Source organism: Nocardia sp. NPDC005998 (assembly GCF_040614395.1).
GTDB lineage: Bacteria > Actinomycetota > Actinomycetes > Mycobacteriales > Mycobacteriaceae > Nocardia.
This window is the reverse complement of the sequence record NZ_JBEXUI010000030.1, coordinates 1-17,733: the sequence shown is the minus strand read 5'-3', so window position 1 is coordinate 17,733 and position 17,733 is coordinate 1. Positions and strand designations below refer to the sequence as shown.

16 protein-coding genes are annotated in these 17,733 nt (G+C 65.0%); 12 read left to right on the top strand and 4 right to left on the bottom strand.

Annotated features, from left to right (window positions below; all coding sequences use genetic code 11):
• Window positions 1–69: 69 nt before the first annotated feature.
• The 4 genes from ABZ293_RS30510 (at window position 70) to ABZ293_RS30495 (ending at window position 4,590) form a co-directional block, all read left to right on the top strand.
• A complete protein-coding gene (locus ABZ293_RS30510) occupies window positions 70–909 on the top strand; it encodes an SDR family NAD(P)-dependent oxidoreductase (protein ID WP_355186255.1) in 840 nt (279 codons plus the stop codon).
• Between the two features lie 510 nt (window positions 910–1,419).
• A complete protein-coding gene (locus ABZ293_RS30505; protein ID WP_355186253.1) occupies window positions 1,420–2,067 on the top strand; it encodes a TetR/AcrR family transcriptional regulator in 648 nt (215 codons plus the stop codon).
• Between the two features lie 49 nt (window positions 2,068–2,116).
• The gene (locus tag ABZ293_RS30500; protein WP_355186251.1) at window positions 2,117–3,730 is read left to right on the top strand and encodes an FAD-dependent oxidoreductase; all 1,614 of its coding nucleotides are present in this window, start codon (window positions 2,117–2,119) and stop codon (window positions 3,728–3,730) included.
• A 29-nt stretch (window positions 3,731–3,759) separates the two neighbouring features.
• On the top strand, window positions 3,760–4,590 hold the full coding sequence (locus ABZ293_RS30495; protein WP_355186249.1) for an NAD(P)H-binding protein: 831 nt from the start codon (window positions 3,760–3,762) through the stop codon (window positions 4,588–4,590).
• Window positions 4,591–5,195: 605 nt separating this feature from the next.
• Here ABZ293_RS30495 and ABZ293_RS30490 read toward each other — a convergent pair.
• Both ABZ293_RS30490 and ABZ293_RS30485 read right to left on the bottom strand, forming a co-directional pair.
• A complete protein-coding gene (locus tag ABZ293_RS30490; protein ID WP_355186247.1) occupies window positions 5,196–6,218 on the bottom strand; it encodes an NADP-dependent oxidoreductase in 1,023 nt (340 codons plus the stop codon).
• Between the two features lie 274 nt (window positions 6,219–6,492).
• Entirely contained in the window at window positions 6,493–7,701 is a 1,209-nt protein-coding gene (locus tag ABZ293_RS30485) for an NAD(P)/FAD-dependent oxidoreductase (protein ID WP_355186245.1), read from the bottom strand.
• An 89-nt stretch (window positions 7,702–7,790) separates the two neighbouring features.
• Here ABZ293_RS30485 and ABZ293_RS30480 point away from each other — a divergent pair, with 89 nt between their 5' ends.
• The 6 genes from ABZ293_RS30480 to ABZ293_RS30455 all read left to right on the top strand — a co-directional run bounded on the left by ABZ293_RS30480 (window position 7,791) and on the right by ABZ293_RS30455 (window position 12,693).
• On the top strand, window positions 7,791–8,411 hold the full coding sequence (locus ABZ293_RS30480; protein WP_355186243.1) for a PadR family transcriptional regulator: 621 nt from the start codon (window positions 7,791–7,793) through the stop codon (window positions 8,409–8,411).
• 568 nt (window positions 8,412–8,979) lie between these two features.
• A complete protein-coding gene (locus ABZ293_RS30475) occupies window positions 8,980–9,630 on the top strand; it encodes a hypothetical protein (protein ID WP_355186241.1) in 651 nt (216 codons plus the stop codon).
• A 168-nt stretch (window positions 9,631–9,798) separates the two neighbouring features.
• The gene (locus ABZ293_RS30470; RefSeq protein ID WP_355186239.1) at window positions 9,799–10,038 is read left to right on the top strand and encodes a helix-turn-helix domain-containing protein; all 240 of its coding nucleotides are present in this window, start codon (window positions 9,799–9,801) and stop codon (window positions 10,036–10,038) included.
• 357 nt (window positions 10,039–10,395) lie between these two features.
• Window positions 10,396–10,980 (top strand): GNAT family N-acetyltransferase, encoded by a 585-nt coding sequence (locus ABZ293_RS30465; protein WP_355186237.1) that lies wholly within the window; start codon window positions 10,396–10,398, stop codon window positions 10,978–10,980.
• A 246-nt stretch (window positions 10,981–11,226) separates the two neighbouring features.
• Window positions 11,227–12,396 carry a cytochrome P450 gene (locus tag ABZ293_RS30460; RefSeq protein WP_355186235.1) on the top strand — a complete coding sequence of 390 codons (1,170 nt, stop codon included), beginning with the start codon at window positions 11,227–11,229 and terminating at the stop codon, window positions 12,394–12,396.
• A gap of 174 nt (window positions 12,397–12,570) precedes the next feature.
• Window positions 12,571–12,693, top strand: coding sequence for a hypothetical protein (locus ABZ293_RS30455; RefSeq protein WP_355186233.1), 123 nt, complete (start codon window positions 12,571–12,573; stop codon window positions 12,691–12,693).
• Between the two features lie 323 nt (window positions 12,694–13,016).
• Here the strand turns inward: ABZ293_RS30455 and ABZ293_RS30450 are convergent, their stop codons facing one another.
• Window positions 13,017–14,651: a tannase/feruloyl esterase family alpha/beta hydrolase gene (locus tag ABZ293_RS30450; RefSeq protein WP_355186231.1), complete on the bottom strand. Its 1,635-nt coding sequence runs from the start codon at window positions 14,649–14,651 to the stop codon at window positions 13,017–13,019.
• A gap of 101 nt (window positions 14,652–14,752) precedes the next feature.
• On the bottom strand, window positions 14,753–15,496 hold the full coding sequence (locus ABZ293_RS30445; protein ID WP_355186229.1) for an SDR family oxidoreductase: 744 nt from the start codon (window positions 15,494–15,496) through the stop codon (window positions 14,753–14,755).
• Window positions 15,497–15,654: 158 nt separating this feature from the next.
• Between ABZ293_RS30445 and ABZ293_RS30440 the strand changes: the two genes are divergently transcribed.
• Both ABZ293_RS30440 and ABZ293_RS30435 read left to right on the top strand, forming a co-directional pair.
• A complete protein-coding gene (locus tag ABZ293_RS30440; protein ID WP_355186227.1) occupies window positions 15,655–16,578 on the top strand; it encodes a LysR family transcriptional regulator in 924 nt (307 codons plus the stop codon).
• Window positions 16,579–16,612: 34 nt separating this feature from the next.
• Window positions 16,613–17,254 (top strand): hypothetical protein, encoded by a 642-nt coding sequence (locus ABZ293_RS30435; protein ID WP_355186225.1) that lies wholly within the window; start codon window positions 16,613–16,615, stop codon window positions 17,252–17,254.
• Window positions 17,255–17,733: the final 479 nt, after the last annotated feature.

Genomic DNA, 17,733 nt, shown 5'->3' with positions numbered 1-17,733 from the left:
CAACTGCCCAGGCAAATGCTGGCGTTGTCGCACGAGCGGGTCGGCGGCGCCCACACCTACGGTTCCGTCATGCTTCCTACGAACCACCTCAAGACCAAGGACCTCAGCGGCCGTGCTGTGGTCATCACCGGAGCGGGCAGCGGTATCGGCCGCGAGCTCGCACTGCTGTGCGCGCGCAGGGGCGCCTCACTCGCCCTGTGCGACATCAACCTCGCAGCCGTCGAGGTGACCGCGGAGCAGGCCCGACAGTTGGGCCGCGACGTCCTGACCGCGAAGGTCGACGTCTCCTCCGTCGACGAGATGGAGGCCTTCGCAGATTCGGTACGGGAGCGGTTCGGCGCCCCCGACCTTCTGGTAAACAACGCTGGCGTGGGAGTTTTCGGCGGCTTCCTGGACACCACCATCAAGGACTGGGAGTGGCTCGTCTCGATCAACCTGATGGGTGTCGTGCACGGCTGCACCGCATTCGTGCCGGACATGGTCCAGCGGGGCCAGGGCCACGTCGTCAATGTCGCCTCGGCTGCAGGCCTGCTGGCCAACCCCAGCCTGACGGCATACAGCGCGACCAAGTTCGCGGTGCGCGGGTTCTCCGAGGCGCTGCGCAGTGAGCTCAAGCCTCTCGGCATCGGAGTCACTGCGATCTGCCCCGGCGTCATCAACACCCCCATCACCGCCAACTCCCCGATCCGGGGTGACGGTGGAGACGAGGTGCGCAAGAAGCTCGGCGACCTCTACGCCAAACGTGGGTACACACCCGAACGCGTGGCGGTCAACATCCTCAAGGCCGTCGACCGCAACACCGGCGTCGCCCCCATCGCCGCAGAAGCCCACCTGATGTACGCACTGGCTCGGTTCACGCCTCGCATCGCGGCAGCAGTCTCGGCCAAGCTTGCCGCGGTCGCCAAATAGCCCGACAGCGAACTCACCGATGTCGCCCGCCGATGCGCTGTGCTGCTATGGCCGGTCTGGCGGGCATCGGAGGTTCGCCTGACAAGATCGTGTTACCTGCCGCAAATTGCCTGTGGCAGTAGCTATTTCGGTGTAGCTTGCGCGCCTCTGGTGTGTGAGCTGGACCAGGACGAGCTGATCGACCGGTGGACGCTTGTCGGGGATGAGCCCGAGCTGACCGTTGGCAAGCGCGGTGCGACTCCCCTGGGGGTCGCGATATTGCTGCGGTTGCTACAACGAGTACGGCCACGGACCCGCAGCTCAACAGCCGATTCGATCCAGGTTGCCAGAGCGGGCGGGCCGTAGGCGCAGCAGCGCCGCGACCAGGCGTGCGGTGATCGGCGCTGCGCTAGTGCATCGGAGAACACCGCACGCACCCCAAGCGTCGGCTAGGATCGTTCGCTCGGTATGCGGCATTTGCGCGCGTTCGAGGACAAGACCGTTGCCCAGTGGCGGTGACAGACTGTGCTGATGACTGACTCGATGCGGCGCCGGGGCCGGCCAGCCAGACTGTCCCGCGAGGCGGTTGTCGCGGCCGCAGAACAGATCGTGGAGTCCGAAGGTATCGACGCGTTGACCATGCGCCGCGTCGCGGATCGGCTGTCGAGCTCTCCCACGGCGATCTACCGGCATGTGCGCGACAAGGACGAGATGCTGCTGGCGCTGCTGGACGCCGTTGCGGGTGAGCTCGGGCGGCCCGATCTACCCGAAGACCCGCGGCAGCGACTGGTGGCGTTGTGGCGGCTGCTGTACGACACCCTTGCCGCGCGCCCCTGGGTGGTGGGTGTCCTGGTCGGCGGGGATCTTGCCAGCGAGGCGATCTTGTGGGTGGTCGAGGAGATCTTGCAGGCATTCTTGGCCTGCGGCCTGGACCGCGAGCAGGCGGCGTCCGCATACCGCGCGGTGTGGCAGTTCACGGTCGGCGTCCTCACCATTCGGAGCGGGTCCGATCGAGCCCGCTCCGATCCGAATCAGTCCAGTCAGACGCGCATGATCATGGAAGCCGATTCGGAACTGACCCCCACAATCGCCGCGCTGGCAGCCGACTGGCCGCATCCCTGGGAGAACTACGACTACGGACTCACCGCATTGCTCGATGGTGTGATCGCACGATCTTGACACTCCACATCTATTTGTTAACGTGTTAACAAATAGATGTGGAGGATTCGTGGAAGACGTGGATGTTGTGGTGATCGGTTCGGGCGCAGCGGGTTTGGCTGCCGTGCTCGCGGCCGCGGATGGTGGGGCCGAGGTTCTGGTACTGGAGGCGTCCGCACGGTGGGGCGGCTCGACGGCGGTCTCGGGTGGGCAGATCTGGGCGCCGGCCAACCATCGAATGCGTGAGGCGGGCTGCCCCGACTCCGCCGAGAATGCCCTGACCTATTGCCGCGCCGCGGCCCCCGGGCGTGCGGACGACCTGGTCGAGACGTTCGTGCGGGCGGCGCCGGAGACGGTGCGATTTCTCGAGGAGCGCACCCCGATCGAATTGTCGGTGGTCACGGCATATCCCGACACTTTCGTCGAGCTGCCGGGCGGCCATTCGTCCCGCCACCTCGAGGTTCGCCCGGTGGCTGTCGGCGACCTCGGCGTAATCGACGAACTGGTCTGGCCGGCACCGCTTTTCGCACCGGTACTCACCAATCAAGAGGTGTTCGAACACAGCCTCTTCTCCGGCGGGCGGCCACCGCTGGAACTGATCGCGCAACGCAGCTCGGCCGAGGTGGTGACCCTGGGTGCAGGCTTGATCATCGGGCTGCTGCACGGCTGCCGTGCCATGGGTGTCGGCCTGGTGCGCGGATGCCGGGCGGTCGAATTGCTCCGCGCCGACAACGGCCGGATCGCGGGTGTGCGCGCCGAACAGGAGGGTGCCGCCCGCACAGTGCGTGCCCGGCGCGGTGTCATCCTGGCCACCGGCGGATTCGAACACGACTCCGACCTGCGGTCGCGATTGCTGTCCGGGCCGCTCACACACCCGGTGACCCCGCCGGTGCAAAACGGTGACGGCCTGCGGTTGGCGGGACAGATCGGCGCGGCGATGGCGTACCCGGGTGAGTACTGGTCCTGGCCCGCCTACCAGGTCCCCGGCACGGTCTGGCCCGACTCGGACGCGACACCGCGGGCACAATTGGTGCTGCGGGAACGGTCACTGCCACACGTGCTCTGGGTCAACGCCGCCGGGCACCGGTTCGTCAACGAGTCCAGCCACAACTGCGCTACCGCATTCGCCGAACTCGACCCCAACACCCATCGGCTCAGGAACCTGCCGGCCTGGGCGATCGGCGACGCTCACTTCCGTGCCAAGTACTCGGTCGCAGGGATCCCCGCAGGCTCACAGGCACCGGACTGGCTGATACAGGCAGACAGCATCCGCGACCTCGCCACCCGTCTCGGCATCGACCCAGACGCCTTGGCGAGCACCATCACCCGATTCAACAAGATGGCCGCAACCGGTCACGACGAGGATTTCGGCCGCGGACGCTCCCGCTACGAGCACGCTTTCGGAGACCCGGCCGCGGCGCATCCGAACCTCGGGCCAGTAGCCGAGCCCCCGTTCTTCGCCCTTCCCGTACACCCGGGAGCAGTTGGCACCAAGGGCGGAGCCCGTATCGACCGGCATGCCCGCGTTCTCGATTGGACAGGACACCCGATCCCCGGTCTCTACGCGGCGGGGAATGCGGCCGCGGCTGTCTTCGGGCCCGGCATCATCGCCGGTGGACTCACGATCGCCTCCGCCCTCACCTGGGGCCGCATCGCCGGCCGCGACGCGGCACGAACCCGCTGAACTACTTTCCGACGCACAGGAGTACACACATGTTTCTGATCACGGCAGCAACCGGAAACGTAGGCCGGGCCCTCGTGGATCGGCTCTACGCCGCAGGCGCCGACGTCACAGCCGTCACTCGCAACCCCGCAGCCGCTGGCCTGCCTCCAGGCGTCAAGACGGTATCGGCGCTGGACGGACGGTTCCCGCTCGACGGGGTCGCCACGGTATTCCTCAATGCCGCCGCGGTGCACGGCACCGCTGCACAGTTCCTGTCGCAAGCGGTGGCGCACCGCGTGCGGCGCATCGTGCTGCTGTCCTCCTCATCGGTGCTCGACGACCATCCCGACAATCACACCGGTATCGCACACCGGGAACTCGAACGCCACATCGAACAAACCGGACTGGAATGGGTATTCCTCCGCTCCGGCATGTTCGCCACCAACACCATGTGGTGGGCACCCCTGATTCGTACGCATGGCGTCGTTCGCGCCGCCCATGCCGGGGCTCGTATCGCTCCGATCCATGAGCAAGACCTGGCCGCCGCAGCGGCCGCCGCAATGTTGGGAGACAGTCTCGCCGGGACAGCGCCCGTGCTCACCGGACCGGAACTGATCAGCCAAGCCGGACAAGCGGAGTTGATCGGTGAAGCCCTCGGCCAACCGGTCCGTTTCGAAGAAGTCTCCCCCGCCATCGGTCACCGACTGCTGACTGAGCAGCACATCCCGCCCCACATCGCCGACTCACTGCTGCGGTACTACCACCGCGCCATCCTGCACCCGATCGAGCCGACCCCCATTTCGACGATTCTGCCCTCGGAACAGCCACGCACCTATCGACAGTGGATCCAGGACCACCGCGCGGACTTCGCCGCGCCGTAGCGCATGCCCGCGATCGACTACATCAACGACGCTCATCCGGCTTCGGGATCCGGCCAACGACACGGCGGCCGACGCAACCAACCCGTCGGACCTACCTCACATCGGTCTGAGCGAGCGTTTTACCCCGCCTGCCCGGAGTGTGTCGGGCGTTGAAGGCCCTGGATGGCTCGGAACAAGCGACGCTGAATCACCGCAATGTTCGCGCAATGCCACACAATAGCGAAGCCGCGGGTCGATGACTTGCGGCTTCGCTATTCAGTGGGCCTAACGCTTCACAACGCGAACACCCTGACGGCCGATGGTCCAGAGATTCGGATCAGGCCGTTAGGCGTTCGGCGGGTGAAACCGTGCCGTGTGACTTGCTGATTTCACCGAGTTGTCGGCGATCGGCGCTCCGCTGGTGCATCGAGACCACCGCGCGCACCCAAGCGTCAGCTCGGGCCGTTCGCTCGGTATGCGGCAATAGCGTGCGTCCGGCTGGAGTCGGATGTCCGCAGCCCGTTGATCTTCCGAGGTACCAGGCAGCCGGTCCGGTCCGCGCGGGATGCGGCTGATCAGTACATTCGGGGGACCTCGAGGCATCCATATCTCGTGTCCGTCGTGTTTCAGGACTCTGCGACCTTGACCAGCTGCTTGCCGAGGTTACGACCCTCGAAGACGGCACGCAACGCGCTCGGCGCGGATTCGAGTCCACTGCTGACGGTCTCGGCAATGGTGATCGTTCCCTGGGCCTGCCAGTCACGCAATGCCATGAAGGCTTCCGGAAAACGGTCGAGGTAATCGAGGAAGATGAACCCTTCCATACGCGCCCGGTCCAGCGCCAGCCTCATATAGTTCCGCGGCCCACATGCCGGATCGGCGCCCTGATACCCGGAAGAGATGGCCCCGGCCAGGACGACACGCGCACGACGGGCCAGGTGCGCCAAACCATGCTCGAGGATACGGCCGCCCACACCGTCGAAGAAGACGTCGACGCCGTTGGGGGCAAGACGGGTCAAACAGGCATCGATATCGTCGTGTTTGTAGTCGAGGGCGGCATCCAGACCCGCATGCTCGGTGATCCAGGAGCACTTATCTGGGCCGCCGGCGATACCGATGACCGTGCAGCCCAAAACCTTTGCGATCTGCCCCGCGATGGACCCGGTGACACCGGCCGCCGCCGAAACCAGCACCGTCTGGCCGGGCTCGGGACGGCCGATATCCGTCATACCGAAGTACGCGGTCAAACCCGGCGCTCCGAACAGACTCAGCATCGACGTAGGCGGCACACCGTCGGGCACCACGTTCAACCCGAACAACCCGCCCGCCGACCGGACGACATAGTCCTGCCACCCCACCATTCCCGCGACCCAGCTACCCACTGGACAATCCGGATCGTTCGAGCGCACCACCTGCCCGACACCACTACCACGCATCACCGCGCCGACCGGCACGGCGTCAATATAGTTGTCAGCCTCATTGAGCCAGCCCCGCTGGGTGGGATCGATCCCCAGCCAATGCACCCGAATCAAGGCCTCCCCCGGCCCCGGAACCGGCACCGGCACACTCCTCAACTCGAAATCCTCGTCCCGCAGCACCCCTACCGGCCGCCGCCCCAACACCCACTGCCTGTTCACCACATCCACCACCAGGCGGATACTAGATCGCCTATACCCCACCACTCGACCCATTTACGCCCGCACGAAAACGCACGACATTCGGCAGAAGCGGATGTCCGTGCGCCGCGGTCGGTCTCGCCGTCGGCCGCCCCATTGCTGGCCGAGCCGGTCAGCGCGGCGCGGCAGAATAGGGGATTGTCAATCTGCGCGATGAGAGCTGACGTGGCTGTGGCCGAAGGGATGTCGGCGCCGGTCAGTCAACCGTTATCGGCGACGGCGAACGCCCGGATCGCGGCATGGGAGCTCACTCGGTTCGGTCGTAGTCGGGTCTGCCGGTGTCCCAGGTGAACGGGAATTCGTACATCCATGCCTGAGGGTCGGCTGTGGTCCGGTCGGCGCCTCGGCTGACGAACAGTGGGAAAACGACGTGGTCGCGTAGGAGTCGCCGAAACAGGCCCGGCGCCTTGCCGTCTCCGGCCTTCTTACCCCATGCGACGACCCGTTCGACCCGTTCGCGCCGCTGATGTTCGTAGGCGGCGAACGCGCCCGGGATCGATGGTCGGTCACGCAGGGCCCGGGCCAGCACGACCGCGTCTTCGAATGCCATCGATGCGCCCTGCCCGGCCGACGGTGAGGCGGCGTGCGCGGCGTCGCCCACTATCACCATCGCGTCGCGATGCCAGGTCGGGACGGTCGGGAAGTCGTAGGTTCCGAAGGGTGTGGTCATGTCCGGGCTGTGCGAGACGATGTCGAGCGCCGGTGAGCGATCGTGGGCGAACGTCGCGTTCAGCCGTGCCCGAATGTCCATCGTCGAAAGTTCCGTGGCGGCAGGTTCGTCGGGTGCGGTCAGATTGGCGAACCACCATACGGTGTTGTCCGGATGCACCACATAGCCGAAGAACCCCCGCCTGCCGAAAACGAAGGTCAACACGCCCGGCGCTGCGTCGAGAGACAGGCCGCGAGCGTATCCGCCGGTATTGAGCAGCCCGGTATAGCGTGCGGCCGGCGCCGCCGCGTCGATAACGGTCCTGGTCCGCGATCGCAATCCGTCGGCGCCGATCAGCAGATCACCGTGAGCGTCGGTGCCATCGGCGAAGTGCGCGGTCACTCCCGCGGAACCGGGCTCGGCCTCGACGAGTCGTTTACCGTGCACGATCTCGATACCGGCCTCGAGCGCTTCGCGGCGTAACGCCCCGTACAAGACGGGACGGCTGATGGTGCAGGCGACGACACCGTTCGGTAGCGACGGCCCATAGTCGAAGGCGGCCAATCGTTTTCCTGTTCCGCTGTAGAGCGCCATCCGAGGCGTGTCGAACCCGCCCTCCAGGACGTGGCCGCACCCGAGGGCGTTCAGCGCGTGCTGCCCGTTCACCGCGACGGTGAGAAATCCGCCCACGCCCTCGGCCGACTCGGCGTGGGCCTCGAAGATTGTGGACTCGAGTCCGGCCTTCCGCAACGCCAGTGCGGTGGTGGCGCCGGCGAGGCCACCACCGATGATCAACGCATGTCTCATGCTTACACCATAATATGGTTAGCCATATTATGGCGACCGTTGCATTGGTTTATCGTGCGATGTCGGTAACTCGAACGTGGAGGTGAGAGATGGCGCGCAGTGCCGACCAGCGATCGCCGCTGGCACTCACGGTGCTGGCACTGCTCATCGAAGAGCCGATGCATCCGTACCTGATGCAGCGGTTGATCAAGCAGCGCGGCAAGGACCAGGTCGTGAACGTCGCCCGCAGCGCGAGCGTCTACCAAGCCATCGAGCGTTTGGAACGTGCAGGGTTGATCACGGTCCACGAAATCGCCGCTGCCCCAGGCAAGCCCGACAGGATCATCTACCGGATCACCGAACAGGGACGGAGCACGCTGTATCGCTGGATCGACATCATGCTGTCCGAGCCTCGTCGCGAATATCCGGAATTTCCAGCGGTATTGAGCGTCGTCATGCTGCACGACCCCGCCAGAGTCCGGCGGCTGCTACAGGCCCGTGCGGAAACGTTGACGGCCCAACTCGCCGACCTGGACACCGTCTCCGCCGAGCACGTCCACCTACCCCGCGTAGCACTGATCGAGGATACGTATCGGGCGGCCATGCTCCGAGCGGAACTCGACTGGATCCGGTCGATCGATGCCGACCTCCACTCCGGCACACTGACCTGGACCGAAAACGAAATCATCACCGCCGCACAGCGGTCACGCGATGCCATAGCCGACACCTGAAACCACACCGGCCGAGTCCGCACATCGCCGACCTGCCCAGCTTTCCGGCTCGGCTCCGTCCTCTATGGCCCAGGAATCCTGAAGCTGTCATGAGCCGCAAAGTAGGACGCGCTGGTAACTGTTGATCCGCCTTACGGTTTCGTTTCGTGCAGTTGGAGTGGCCTGGGAACCGCGTGGGATTATCTGCGTCACGACCCTCAGTGGGCGTTCGATCCCGAACGAAACTACGCCTCGAAACGCTTCTGACCGAACTCGAATCCGAAGCTGACAGCAGCCAGTCGGAGCATCTCCCCGCGCGCGACAGCGACTGCGATGAATAGCGGGGCAGTTCTTGTCCGGCAACTCCACGCCCAGAACCCGTCGGGTCCTCCAAACCGGCCTGCCACCGATCATCCGCGAGGCTGTGCGCGACGGCCACGGCGAATTTGGTTGTATTACAGACAAATTCGACAGGCGTGTGTGTCAACGCCGAGGGAAGGTTCGCTCGGCATTGACGGCGCGGTGCCAGCCTTTCACCGGCGGCGACACGCCGACACCCACGATCTCAGGCTGAGTCTAGGCTCCCGGCATGAGCATGGCCCAAACCGAGAAAAGCCGACCAGGGAACCGACGATACCGGTCACGGCTTCGCAGGTACCTTCTGCTCGTCTGCACCATCGTGGCCTGCCTTGGGATACTCGTCTCGGCGAGCAAGCCGGCCAGCGCCGAGCTGATGTCGTTGTCGCCGTTGCTGATCCTCGGGGGAACATTCGTGGTGGTTGTGGTGTGGACCGTGGTCATCGTCTACCCGATCCTGGCAATCCGATCCCGGCGGCTTCAGGTACCTGAGCTCGGCCCCCTGGCTGCTCCCACACTGATAATCGCGCTCACGGCCATTCTATGGAGCGCAGACCTGCCAATGGCTGTGCGCTGGCACTTCTCGGCGCACGCCTTCGACGATGCGGCACAGCAGGTGAGTGCCGGGATCGATCCACGGACGTTCGAAGGTGACCGCCTCGGCCTTTATCGCATTCGCGGTGTGGTGCGCCTCGACGACGGCATCTACTTCAGGACTGGCCCTATGGGGTCCTATTGCTCGATGGGAAGTGGCTTTGCCAATCTTTCTGGCCACCGGCCCGCGACAGGCGCATCCCATCACCTCAGCGGCGACTGGTATTGGTTCTGTTTCAACAGCGCAGGGGTTGTAGTGCCCGACCACCCCATCGGCGGAGTGTACTAGCCGGTGACGAAACCACTAGCCTGAAGCGACGAAGGCCAACAGGCCTGAGACGGTCGGCAGTTGCGCACGAAGGTGATTCGATACGCTAACCTGCCTCCCCAGACCAACACGCCAATCTGACCCGAGCAGGTCCGCATCACCACCTGGTTCCAGGTGTCGAGATAAATCGTGGAGACCGCCAGCACCCGCGGCGACCGGCCCAAGTTGCGCAAGACACTGGCCATGCTCGAGCCCAAGGCCGCAAAGGCGGACGCCCCTCAGCAGTGGACCCGGACACCCCTCGCTGTCGCCATCGCCCGCCGCAAACGCGGCGAGTCGGTCACCGCCATCGCCAAACACCTCGAGATCGGCCGCTCCACCCTCTACCGCGCCCTGGAGTCCCACTTCGCTGACACGCCAACCGCATAACCGACATTCGGCTCACTGGCCATGCGCTACAACAAGCCCCGGCAGGCTTCCCCTGTATCCCGGCTGGTCCCGTTCGACTTCGGCATTACCGAATCCCCCAAATTTGCCACCGCGAATGACACTGTAGATCAACGCAACCGCCGAACACCGCACATCTGCCACCCTCGAACGACCAAAGCGCCGGATCTACTTTGCGGCTTGTAACAGCTTCAGGACCTCTATCGCGCCGTGAACCCGCCGATGCCTGCCGGAGGCGATCGAATTGCGGGGGTCGGCGTGTGCCTGCGGTGCTCGGAAAAGGAAGTGGTGATGGTTACACCGGGCCGATATCCTGTGCATATTGTGGGGAGGCTGACCATGAACGATGCTCTGCACATACCGCATCTGAGAGCCACCGCAGACTTGGAACTCCGCCCGTGGTCGTTGTCTGCGGCAGACCTCGAGCTTGTTCGGGAAGCCTCTGCCGACGACCTGATTCCTATAACCACGGTGCCGGCGACCTTCTCGCGCGAGGCCGCAACGCGGTTTGTCGAACGCCAGTGGCAACTAGCGACCGATCGAATCGGATACCCGATGGTGATCGTCCGGCGACGGGACGACACACCACTGGGAAGTATCGGCCTGTGGTTGAAGGACATTGACGAAGGCCGCGCATCGCTCGGCTACTGGGTGGTCCGCTCTGCCCGCGGCCATGGCGTCGCCGCGCATGCTCTGGCGACAATGGCTACCTGGGCGCTGGAAGAGCTGCATATCCCACGGCTCCAGCTCTATGTGGAACCTTGGAACCGCGCTTCGATCCGCACTGCGGAGAGAGCCGGTTTCGAATGCGAAGGGCTCCTCAGATCGTGGCAGAAGGTCGGCAATCGACGCCGCGACATGTTCATGTACGCGCGCCTGGCAATGGGAACCCTCGCCGAGGCGGATCGGGATTGCACCAGATAGACCTCAATGACCGGTTGCCGGCGGTCGCGGGTGATCGTGAACCGATATCACTGCTGTCACGGTGTTCGATAGGCCCCGGCGGTGCCGGGGTACTCGCCTCGTGGTCGACCTCCACGGCCTTTCTTGTGAAATTAGTTAAAATTAGTCGAGACTATGCTTGATCTGCGTTTGTACGCACAGCCAGTGGATAAATCCGCTCGAAAACATCTGATGAATCGCTCACCCTCTCTATGAGAGGACCGTCCGATGGGTTTTGCAGAGATGCGCCGGTTCCGGCGTGATCCGTTGGGTTTCCTCGAGAATCTGCGCCGGACCAGCCCGGTAGAGGTGTTCTGGCTGCCGTGGGGCGGGTGGTGTGTCGGCGATACGGGTCTGGCGCTGACGGTGTTGAGTGACCGCGCTTTCAATGCGGGGAAGTCCGGGTTCTTCGGTTCTATGCTGCCTTCGCGGTCTGCTCAGGTCGATTTCGGCCGCGCGGTGCGCGCGATTCTGCGGACGTATACGCCCGAGTATCGCGAGTCTCTGGCGGCGGCGGTGAAAGAAATGCCCGCCGTCACCCGCTGGCCCGCAGCGGGGGTCGAGCTGGTGTATCGGTGCACCGCGGACGTGTTGCTGCACCCCGATGGTTCTCCCGAGTTGCGGCAGTTACTGGAGCGAAATGCACGCGTGGGCGCGCTCCGTCCGGCCCGAATGGCGCAGCGGGCGCGGGCGCAGCTGCTGCGCACCAAGCTGTCCACCGCGCTGAACGAGCAGATCCGGGACCGGCGCAGCGCCACCGGCCGCACTGCGGAAGCCGAACCACGGGATCTGCTCGATGCCGTGATCGGTGCCTGTCCCGAGGGCGTCACCGATACAACGGTGGCGCAGCTGTATGTGCTGATGTACCGGTCCATTGTGGGACCGCTGGGCTACTCGCTCGCGTGGTCGGTGCTGCTGGGCAGTCTCCACTCTCCCGGCGCACCATGGCCTTGGCCCGTCGACTGGGTGGTACGTGAGGCCCTGCGGCACCGGCCGGTCTCCTGGATGGTCAGCCGTCCCGTCCCCTATCCCGCCGAGTTCGGGGGGATCGCCTTCCAGACCGGCGACCTGCTGTCCGTCAGCCCATATCTGCTCCATCACGACAACAAACACTGGACCAGACCAGGGGCATTCCAACCCAACCGCTGGATTCGACCGAGCGAACACGGCCCATTTGTGCCCTTCAGTTCGGGGCCCTTCACCTGCGCCGGCGCCGCGGTCGCCCACGATCTGGTCACCGATGCAGCCACCGCCCTCATCGAGAACACCTCTCTGCGCGTCATCGGCGGCGGTGATACCCGCCCGATCGTGACCAATGCCGCGACCCCCAGGCCGTTCACCCTGCGGCGTACCCCACAAGCCCTGTCCACGCCCGACCGAGCCCCAGGAAGGAGGTGACATCATGATCAAGGCATTGCGGTTCATCATCACTAACAAGCCCACCCGTGTCTGGGACCCCGCTCAATACGGATGATTCTGCTACCGGCTGGATGGCTCGACCAACGCCAACCAGCTCTCGGTCATCGGTGGCGCCCCGATGACATCGCGTTTCCACCGGGGTCTTTGGAGAGGATGAAACGTCCCGAGAACGAGCAGCTGAAGCTGGCGCTGGCGAAAGCGACGGTGCCGTTGCGGGTCTCGCAGCACGGCGTCGCCCTGGTGGATCAGGTCCCTTCGCTGACCTCGAAGCCCTGAGAGCGGCAGATCACATCGCCGCGATCGCGCTGCTCGCCGACCCTGTTCTGGCATACAGCCTCACCCCGGAACGCGGCCGCGCGGTGTTGAGTAAACCGCGGAGTGGCCGCTGACCCCGCGAGCGACCACCCTCGAGGACCTAGGCGTTCAACCGGTTGTCGAGTGAGGTTCGGGCCGCGGACCGTCGTGCGCCAGTCGAGCACTATGCCGACGCCCGCAGAGCCCCTGACCGCAACTCCCAGCAAGCGACAGTGATCGTCGCGCATCCGAGTTGCTCCGAGCTGTGGCCGCACGCCTGGGTGGGCGGTCCGGTCGTCGTGTTGTCACCTCGGCCAATATCGTTCGGCGCGCTCGGGCGGGTTGTGCAGACCGCCGTCCGCGCGCGCGAACGAGGTCGGTCGGGTCGGGTCGCCCCCGCGGTAGGCAGTCGCATCGGGGTAGGGATACACCGGCCGCTGGCTACGGATACCCGATGCCGGGTCGCCGAAGAACAACGGGCTGGTGTCGGTCCGGTTGAAGCCCGTCGCCATCATGACGTCGGGGGCACTGCCGTTCTCCACCCAATCGACCACTGCATGGAACAGGCCCTGCCAGAGCATGCCGAATTTGGCTGTTGTGGGGATCTCGGCGTCCGCGGGCCCCAGGAAGTCGAAGCCGTCCGCTGATCCGCGTGTGCCGTGGTGCATTCCCGGAACAATGAAGTAGCGGAAGAAGTCTCGAGTTCTCGCGAGGCCACCTTGCTTTGCCACCACACGCTCGTAGTAGTTGGTGATGGTCGGCTCCGGGCAGACTGTGTCCATGGCGCCGCTCGCCATGATCATCTTTCCGCCGTGGGCTCGGAAAGCGTCGAGTTCGGCCGAATCCGCGTTGAGGTCCCGTGTGAGCTTGCGCAGTGAGTCGACATCGGCGTCGAAGTCGAACGAGCGCCAATCGTGGTCCACGTATTTGAAGCCTAGCCCCCACCGCACCGGGTAGAAGGACGTTACGTCGTAGCCGGGTGCGGCGACATAGTTGAGCCCGAGGGGGTGGTATTCACCGCCGATGGGAAGTCCGCAGAAGATCTGCTCCCCGGTGCGTGGATTGACCGGGCCGCGGTAGACATTCGACAAAGCATTGAGCTGCTCGTCGGTGAACTCGCCGATCGCGCCGACCAGCCGAAGGACCTCCTCGCAGTCCCCCTCGCCCAGGTAGGGGTTGCTCACGAACTCGTCGGAGGGCGCGCCGTCGCCCCGGGTCCGGAAGAACCCCCGGGTGATGCCGGCCAGGCGCTGGACCTCGGCGTCCGAGAACACCGTCGATCCGTCTTCGCGCAGCAGGTTGACGACGTTCCACAGGGTGTAGATATGCAGGTAGGTACGCCCGATCGCCGGCGCCAGGGCCGCGATTCCGTCGAAGTCGCCGGGCGTGTTCTCTGCCGCGGACACTCCTTGCTGCCCACCCGTCGAGCACCCGTAGAAGTATGCGTACTGCGGCTTCGCGCCGTAGACGATCTCCACGATCTGCTTGCCGATGACCGTCATCAGATGCGTTGCGCGCCAGCCGAAGTCGGCCCACACGGCTGGCGTGTCGACTCCGCGGTCGAGGTCTGGGCCAGTTCCGAGGTTCCCGTGGATCGCCGCGTAGTTCTCCTGGGTCGCGGCGATGAGGCCGGGCGGGATGAGCCCCATCGCCGGCCCTCCGTTGCCGATCGTGACGACCCGACCGTTCCAGTCGTCGACCGGCAGCCAGACCTCGAACTCGAAATGAGATCCCGGAGCCGCCTCGACCGTCACGCACACTCGCAGGAACGGCGGGACGTGCCGCATCCACTCCACCCAGTCGAAGGCGGCCATGAACGGGTCGGCCGAGATCTGCTCGACGAAGGAGAAGTCCTCAGCCTTGGAGTGCTCGACCGACGTGATCGTGTGCCCTTCCCAAGGCTGGGCCGCCAGCTTGTGGGCAATATCTGCCAGGTTCACGGTGCTGTCCGCTTCTACGTTGAATGGGTGCTTGAAACGTTGGGCCGTGCCGGGGTCAGTGGGCAGTCCAACCGCCGTCGAGCCGATGGGGGCGCGGGCCATCAGAGTTGCGAACCTCCGCCGTCGACGACGAGTTCGAACCCGGTGCTGTAGGTCGCTTCGAACGCCAGATAGACCACGGCCTTCGCTATCTCCGAGGACTCGCCGACCCGCTGCATCGGGATCTGCGCGATCAGCTCCGCCTTGGCCTGCGCGACCGCTTCCGGCGGCATCGAACGATCAAGAATCCCGGTGTCGACGGGGCCCGGGCTGACGGCGTTGACGCGAATCTGCTTCGGGAGCAGCTCGCGTGCGAAGCTGCGGGCCATCGACCGGATCGCGGCCTTGGACGCCGAGTACGCGCTGATCATCGGGATGCCCAAGGAGTTCGTGACGGACGTGGTCAGTACGACGCCGCTACCGGGACTCAGCAGCGGGACGAACCTCTGCACCGTGAAGTACGTTCCCTTCGCGTTGATCTCGAACAGTTCGTCGTAGATCTCTTCGGGGGTGGCCTCGAACGGCATGTATCGCGTGACGCCGGCGTTCACGAACAGTGCGTCGACTGAGCCGAAGTCCGATCGAACGCGCTCGACGAGGTCGTCGATGTCGGCGAGCGAGCTCGAGTCGCTGCGAACGGCAACGCTGTCGGGGGTGAGCTCCTCGAGTGCGGAGTCCAATGTCGCCTGGGTTCTGCCCGTAATCAGGACCCTTGCGCCCAGCTCGCAAAAGAGCTTGGCCGTCTCCAAGCCGAACCCGCTGCTCCCGCCGGTGATGACAACGTTTTTCCCGGTGTACTGGCCCATGTTGACGTATTGCTCCTTCGATTCGACAGGTGCCCGGACGTCCGTCGGTCGCGGGCAAGGCCCATTGCACAGCCGAAGGCAACGGCCCGTCCAAGACCTGTTCTGCACCCCGCCATGCACCGAGTGCATGGCCCGACCCGCCTTGTTAGGCTCAGCAGGTGTCCATCTCGCGGTTGCCGTCTCCGTGGAGCGGGGATGCGGACCTGGATCTGCGCCTGGTCAGGTACTTCACCGTTGTTGCCGAGCACGGGAACTTCGGTCGCGCGGCCGAGGCACTGCACGTGGCACAGCCCTCGTTGAGCAGGCAGATCCAACGTCTGGAGCGTCAGCTCGGCGCGACGCTGTTCGAGCGAACCCCTCAGGGCAGCTCGCTGTCCCTCGCAGGCGAGACGTTCCTCCCACAGGCGCACCATCTGCTCGATTCGGCCCGTGCGGCCGTGGTCACGACCCAGAAGGCACGTGAGCCGCGCACCCTGACGGTCGGATATGCCGACAACCTGATCGTCACTGCGGCAGTGCGGGCGGTGCGCGAGCAGCACCCGGACGCAAGGGTGCTCACGCGCCACATCGCGTGGCGCGACGCAGAGCTCCTCGCGCAGGGGCACGTCGACGTTCTCGCGGCAAGGCTGCCGCTCGCCTGCCCGGCGGATCAGCTGCGTACGACGGTGCTGTACGAGGAGCCTCGCCTGCTGGTCGTTCCGACGTCGCATCCGCTGGCGGATCGGCCGTCGGTAACGCTGGACGACTTCGCGGCGGAGGCTTTCGTGGGCTGTGCCACGACCGCCGACATGTGGACGGCCTTCTGGCGTGCCGAGCCGCGCCCGGACGGCAGCAATGCCTTCGTGCTCGAACGGGTGGACACCTTCGAGGACAAACTGGAGCTGATCGCCGAAGGTCGGGCCGTAGCGATCATTCCGCTGGGTGCCAGACGTAGGACGCTGCGAGATGACCTGGTCACCGTTCCGGTGATCGACATCGAGCCGTGCAAGGTCGCGGTGGTCACCCGCGCCGACAGCGACAGCGAACTGGTGCAGGACTTCGTCACCGCCGCGAGACGGGAACTGACCCCACCAGCCGCCTGAGAAACGAGCCGACAGCACTCACGGGCCCTGCGAGTTGATCGAGTTCAGCATCACCATCACCTCAAAGGTGTTCTGTGCTGCGGATCCTGCCACCACCAACGACGCAGACTGGACGCGCGTGGTGATGGCAATGAGTGGGCACTCGCTCCTATCAAATCAAACTGAGGTGGAAGCTGACGGAGGCTGGGATGATAGGCGGGTTGGCATCCTTCGAACGAGCATCGACGGGAGAACAACCATGTTCAACAGTTCGCTTCGCTCGGATCTAGCGTTTGTCACTGGAGTAGTCGGCTGCTGCGCAGGAATCTTCGCTGCAACCGCAACCGCCCAGCCAGCCACATCGATCACTGTCGAGCCTGAACTCGGCTACAACGTCAGCGCGTTGACTATCAACGGATCGGCTACTTGTGATGGCGGTGGAACCGCCGGAGTCGATGTTGTGGACGGCTCGCTGGAACAAATGATGCAAGGTGATCTAGGTGGCCCGATCACCGTGCAACTCGACGGACCGGTCATGGTCGACTGCGATAGCGCAGCGCACACCTGGTCGGGCAATCTCGTCGCGCCTGGTCGCACACTGCCCAACGAATCTGGTGGCACGGTCACGGTCACACTCAGCCAAGGCCAGACCGTCATTGCATCCACCGGCCCGCAGTCGGTTCGCATCGCGCGCTGAACAATCGCGTCGCCGGGCATCGGGCTGCGAACCACCATCCGTGGCGGCGCTGAAACCCGATAGTGCGTGTCCGGACGGGGCATCGCGTTGTCCTGCGTCAATCCGTTGGCAGGGTGCGTGGTCAAGTGCGACGAGATGTCCCGTCCCACAGCCATGTTGTGAGCTGTGGATGGCCGGGGAGTTCGGCACGTCCGGTGGCCCACAGCAGGGTGGTCCACGGCTCGATGGAGTCCGGCGCATCGGGAAATAGCCGGGCGAGTGCCCGCGCGCACAGATCGGCAGGCGGGGTTTTTACAGTGTCGCCGTGGACACCGCCCGCGATCTCTTCGTTACCGACAGCGGCAACATTAGGGTGTTGAAGCTGCCCGCCGCGCCTGTTCGCGGTCACTGAATCTGCCGATGTCGGCGTCATCGCTGGACACTCTCGGCGGCGAAGTTTTACATCGTCACGGGTCGATTGGCCTGGACGCGGTCACCCA

Bases quoted from the DNA above. Each gene is read 5' to 3' on its own strand.
- ABZ293_RS30510 (WP_355186255.1), top strand. From the start codon at position 70: ATGCTTCCTACGAACCACCTCAAGACCAAGGACCTCAGCGGCCGTGCT.
- ABZ293_RS30505 (WP_355186253.1), top strand. From the start codon at position 1,420: ATGACTGACTCGATGCGGCGCCGGGGCCGGCCAGCCAGACTGTCCCGC.
- ABZ293_RS30495 (WP_355186249.1), top strand. From the start codon at position 3,760: ATGTTTCTGATCACGGCAGCAACCGGAAACGTAGGCCGGGCCCTCGTG.
- ABZ293_RS30485 (WP_355186245.1), bottom strand. From the start codon at position 7,701: ATGAGACATGCGTTGATCATCGGTGGTGGCCTCGCCGGCGCCACCACC.
- ABZ293_RS30480 (WP_355186243.1), top strand. From the start codon at position 7,791: ATGGCGCGCAGTGCCGACCAGCGATCGCCGCTGGCACTCACGGTGCTG.
- ABZ293_RS30475 (WP_355186241.1), top strand. From the start codon at position 8,980: ATGAGCATGGCCCAAACCGAGAAAAGCCGACCAGGGAACCGACGATAC.
- ABZ293_RS30465 (WP_355186237.1), top strand. From the start codon at position 10,396: ATGAACGATGCTCTGCACATACCGCATCTGAGAGCCACCGCAGACTTG.
- ABZ293_RS30460 (WP_355186235.1), top strand. From the start codon at position 11,227: ATGGGTTTTGCAGAGATGCGCCGGTTCCGGCGTGATCCGTTGGGTTTC.
- ABZ293_RS30455 (WP_355186233.1), top strand. From the start codon at position 12,571: ATGAAACGTCCCGAGAACGAGCAGCTGAAGCTGGCGCTGGCGAAAGCG.
- ABZ293_RS30445 (WP_355186229.1), bottom strand. From the start codon at position 15,496: ATGGGCCAGTACACCGGGAAAAACGTTGTCATCACCGGCGGGAGCAGC.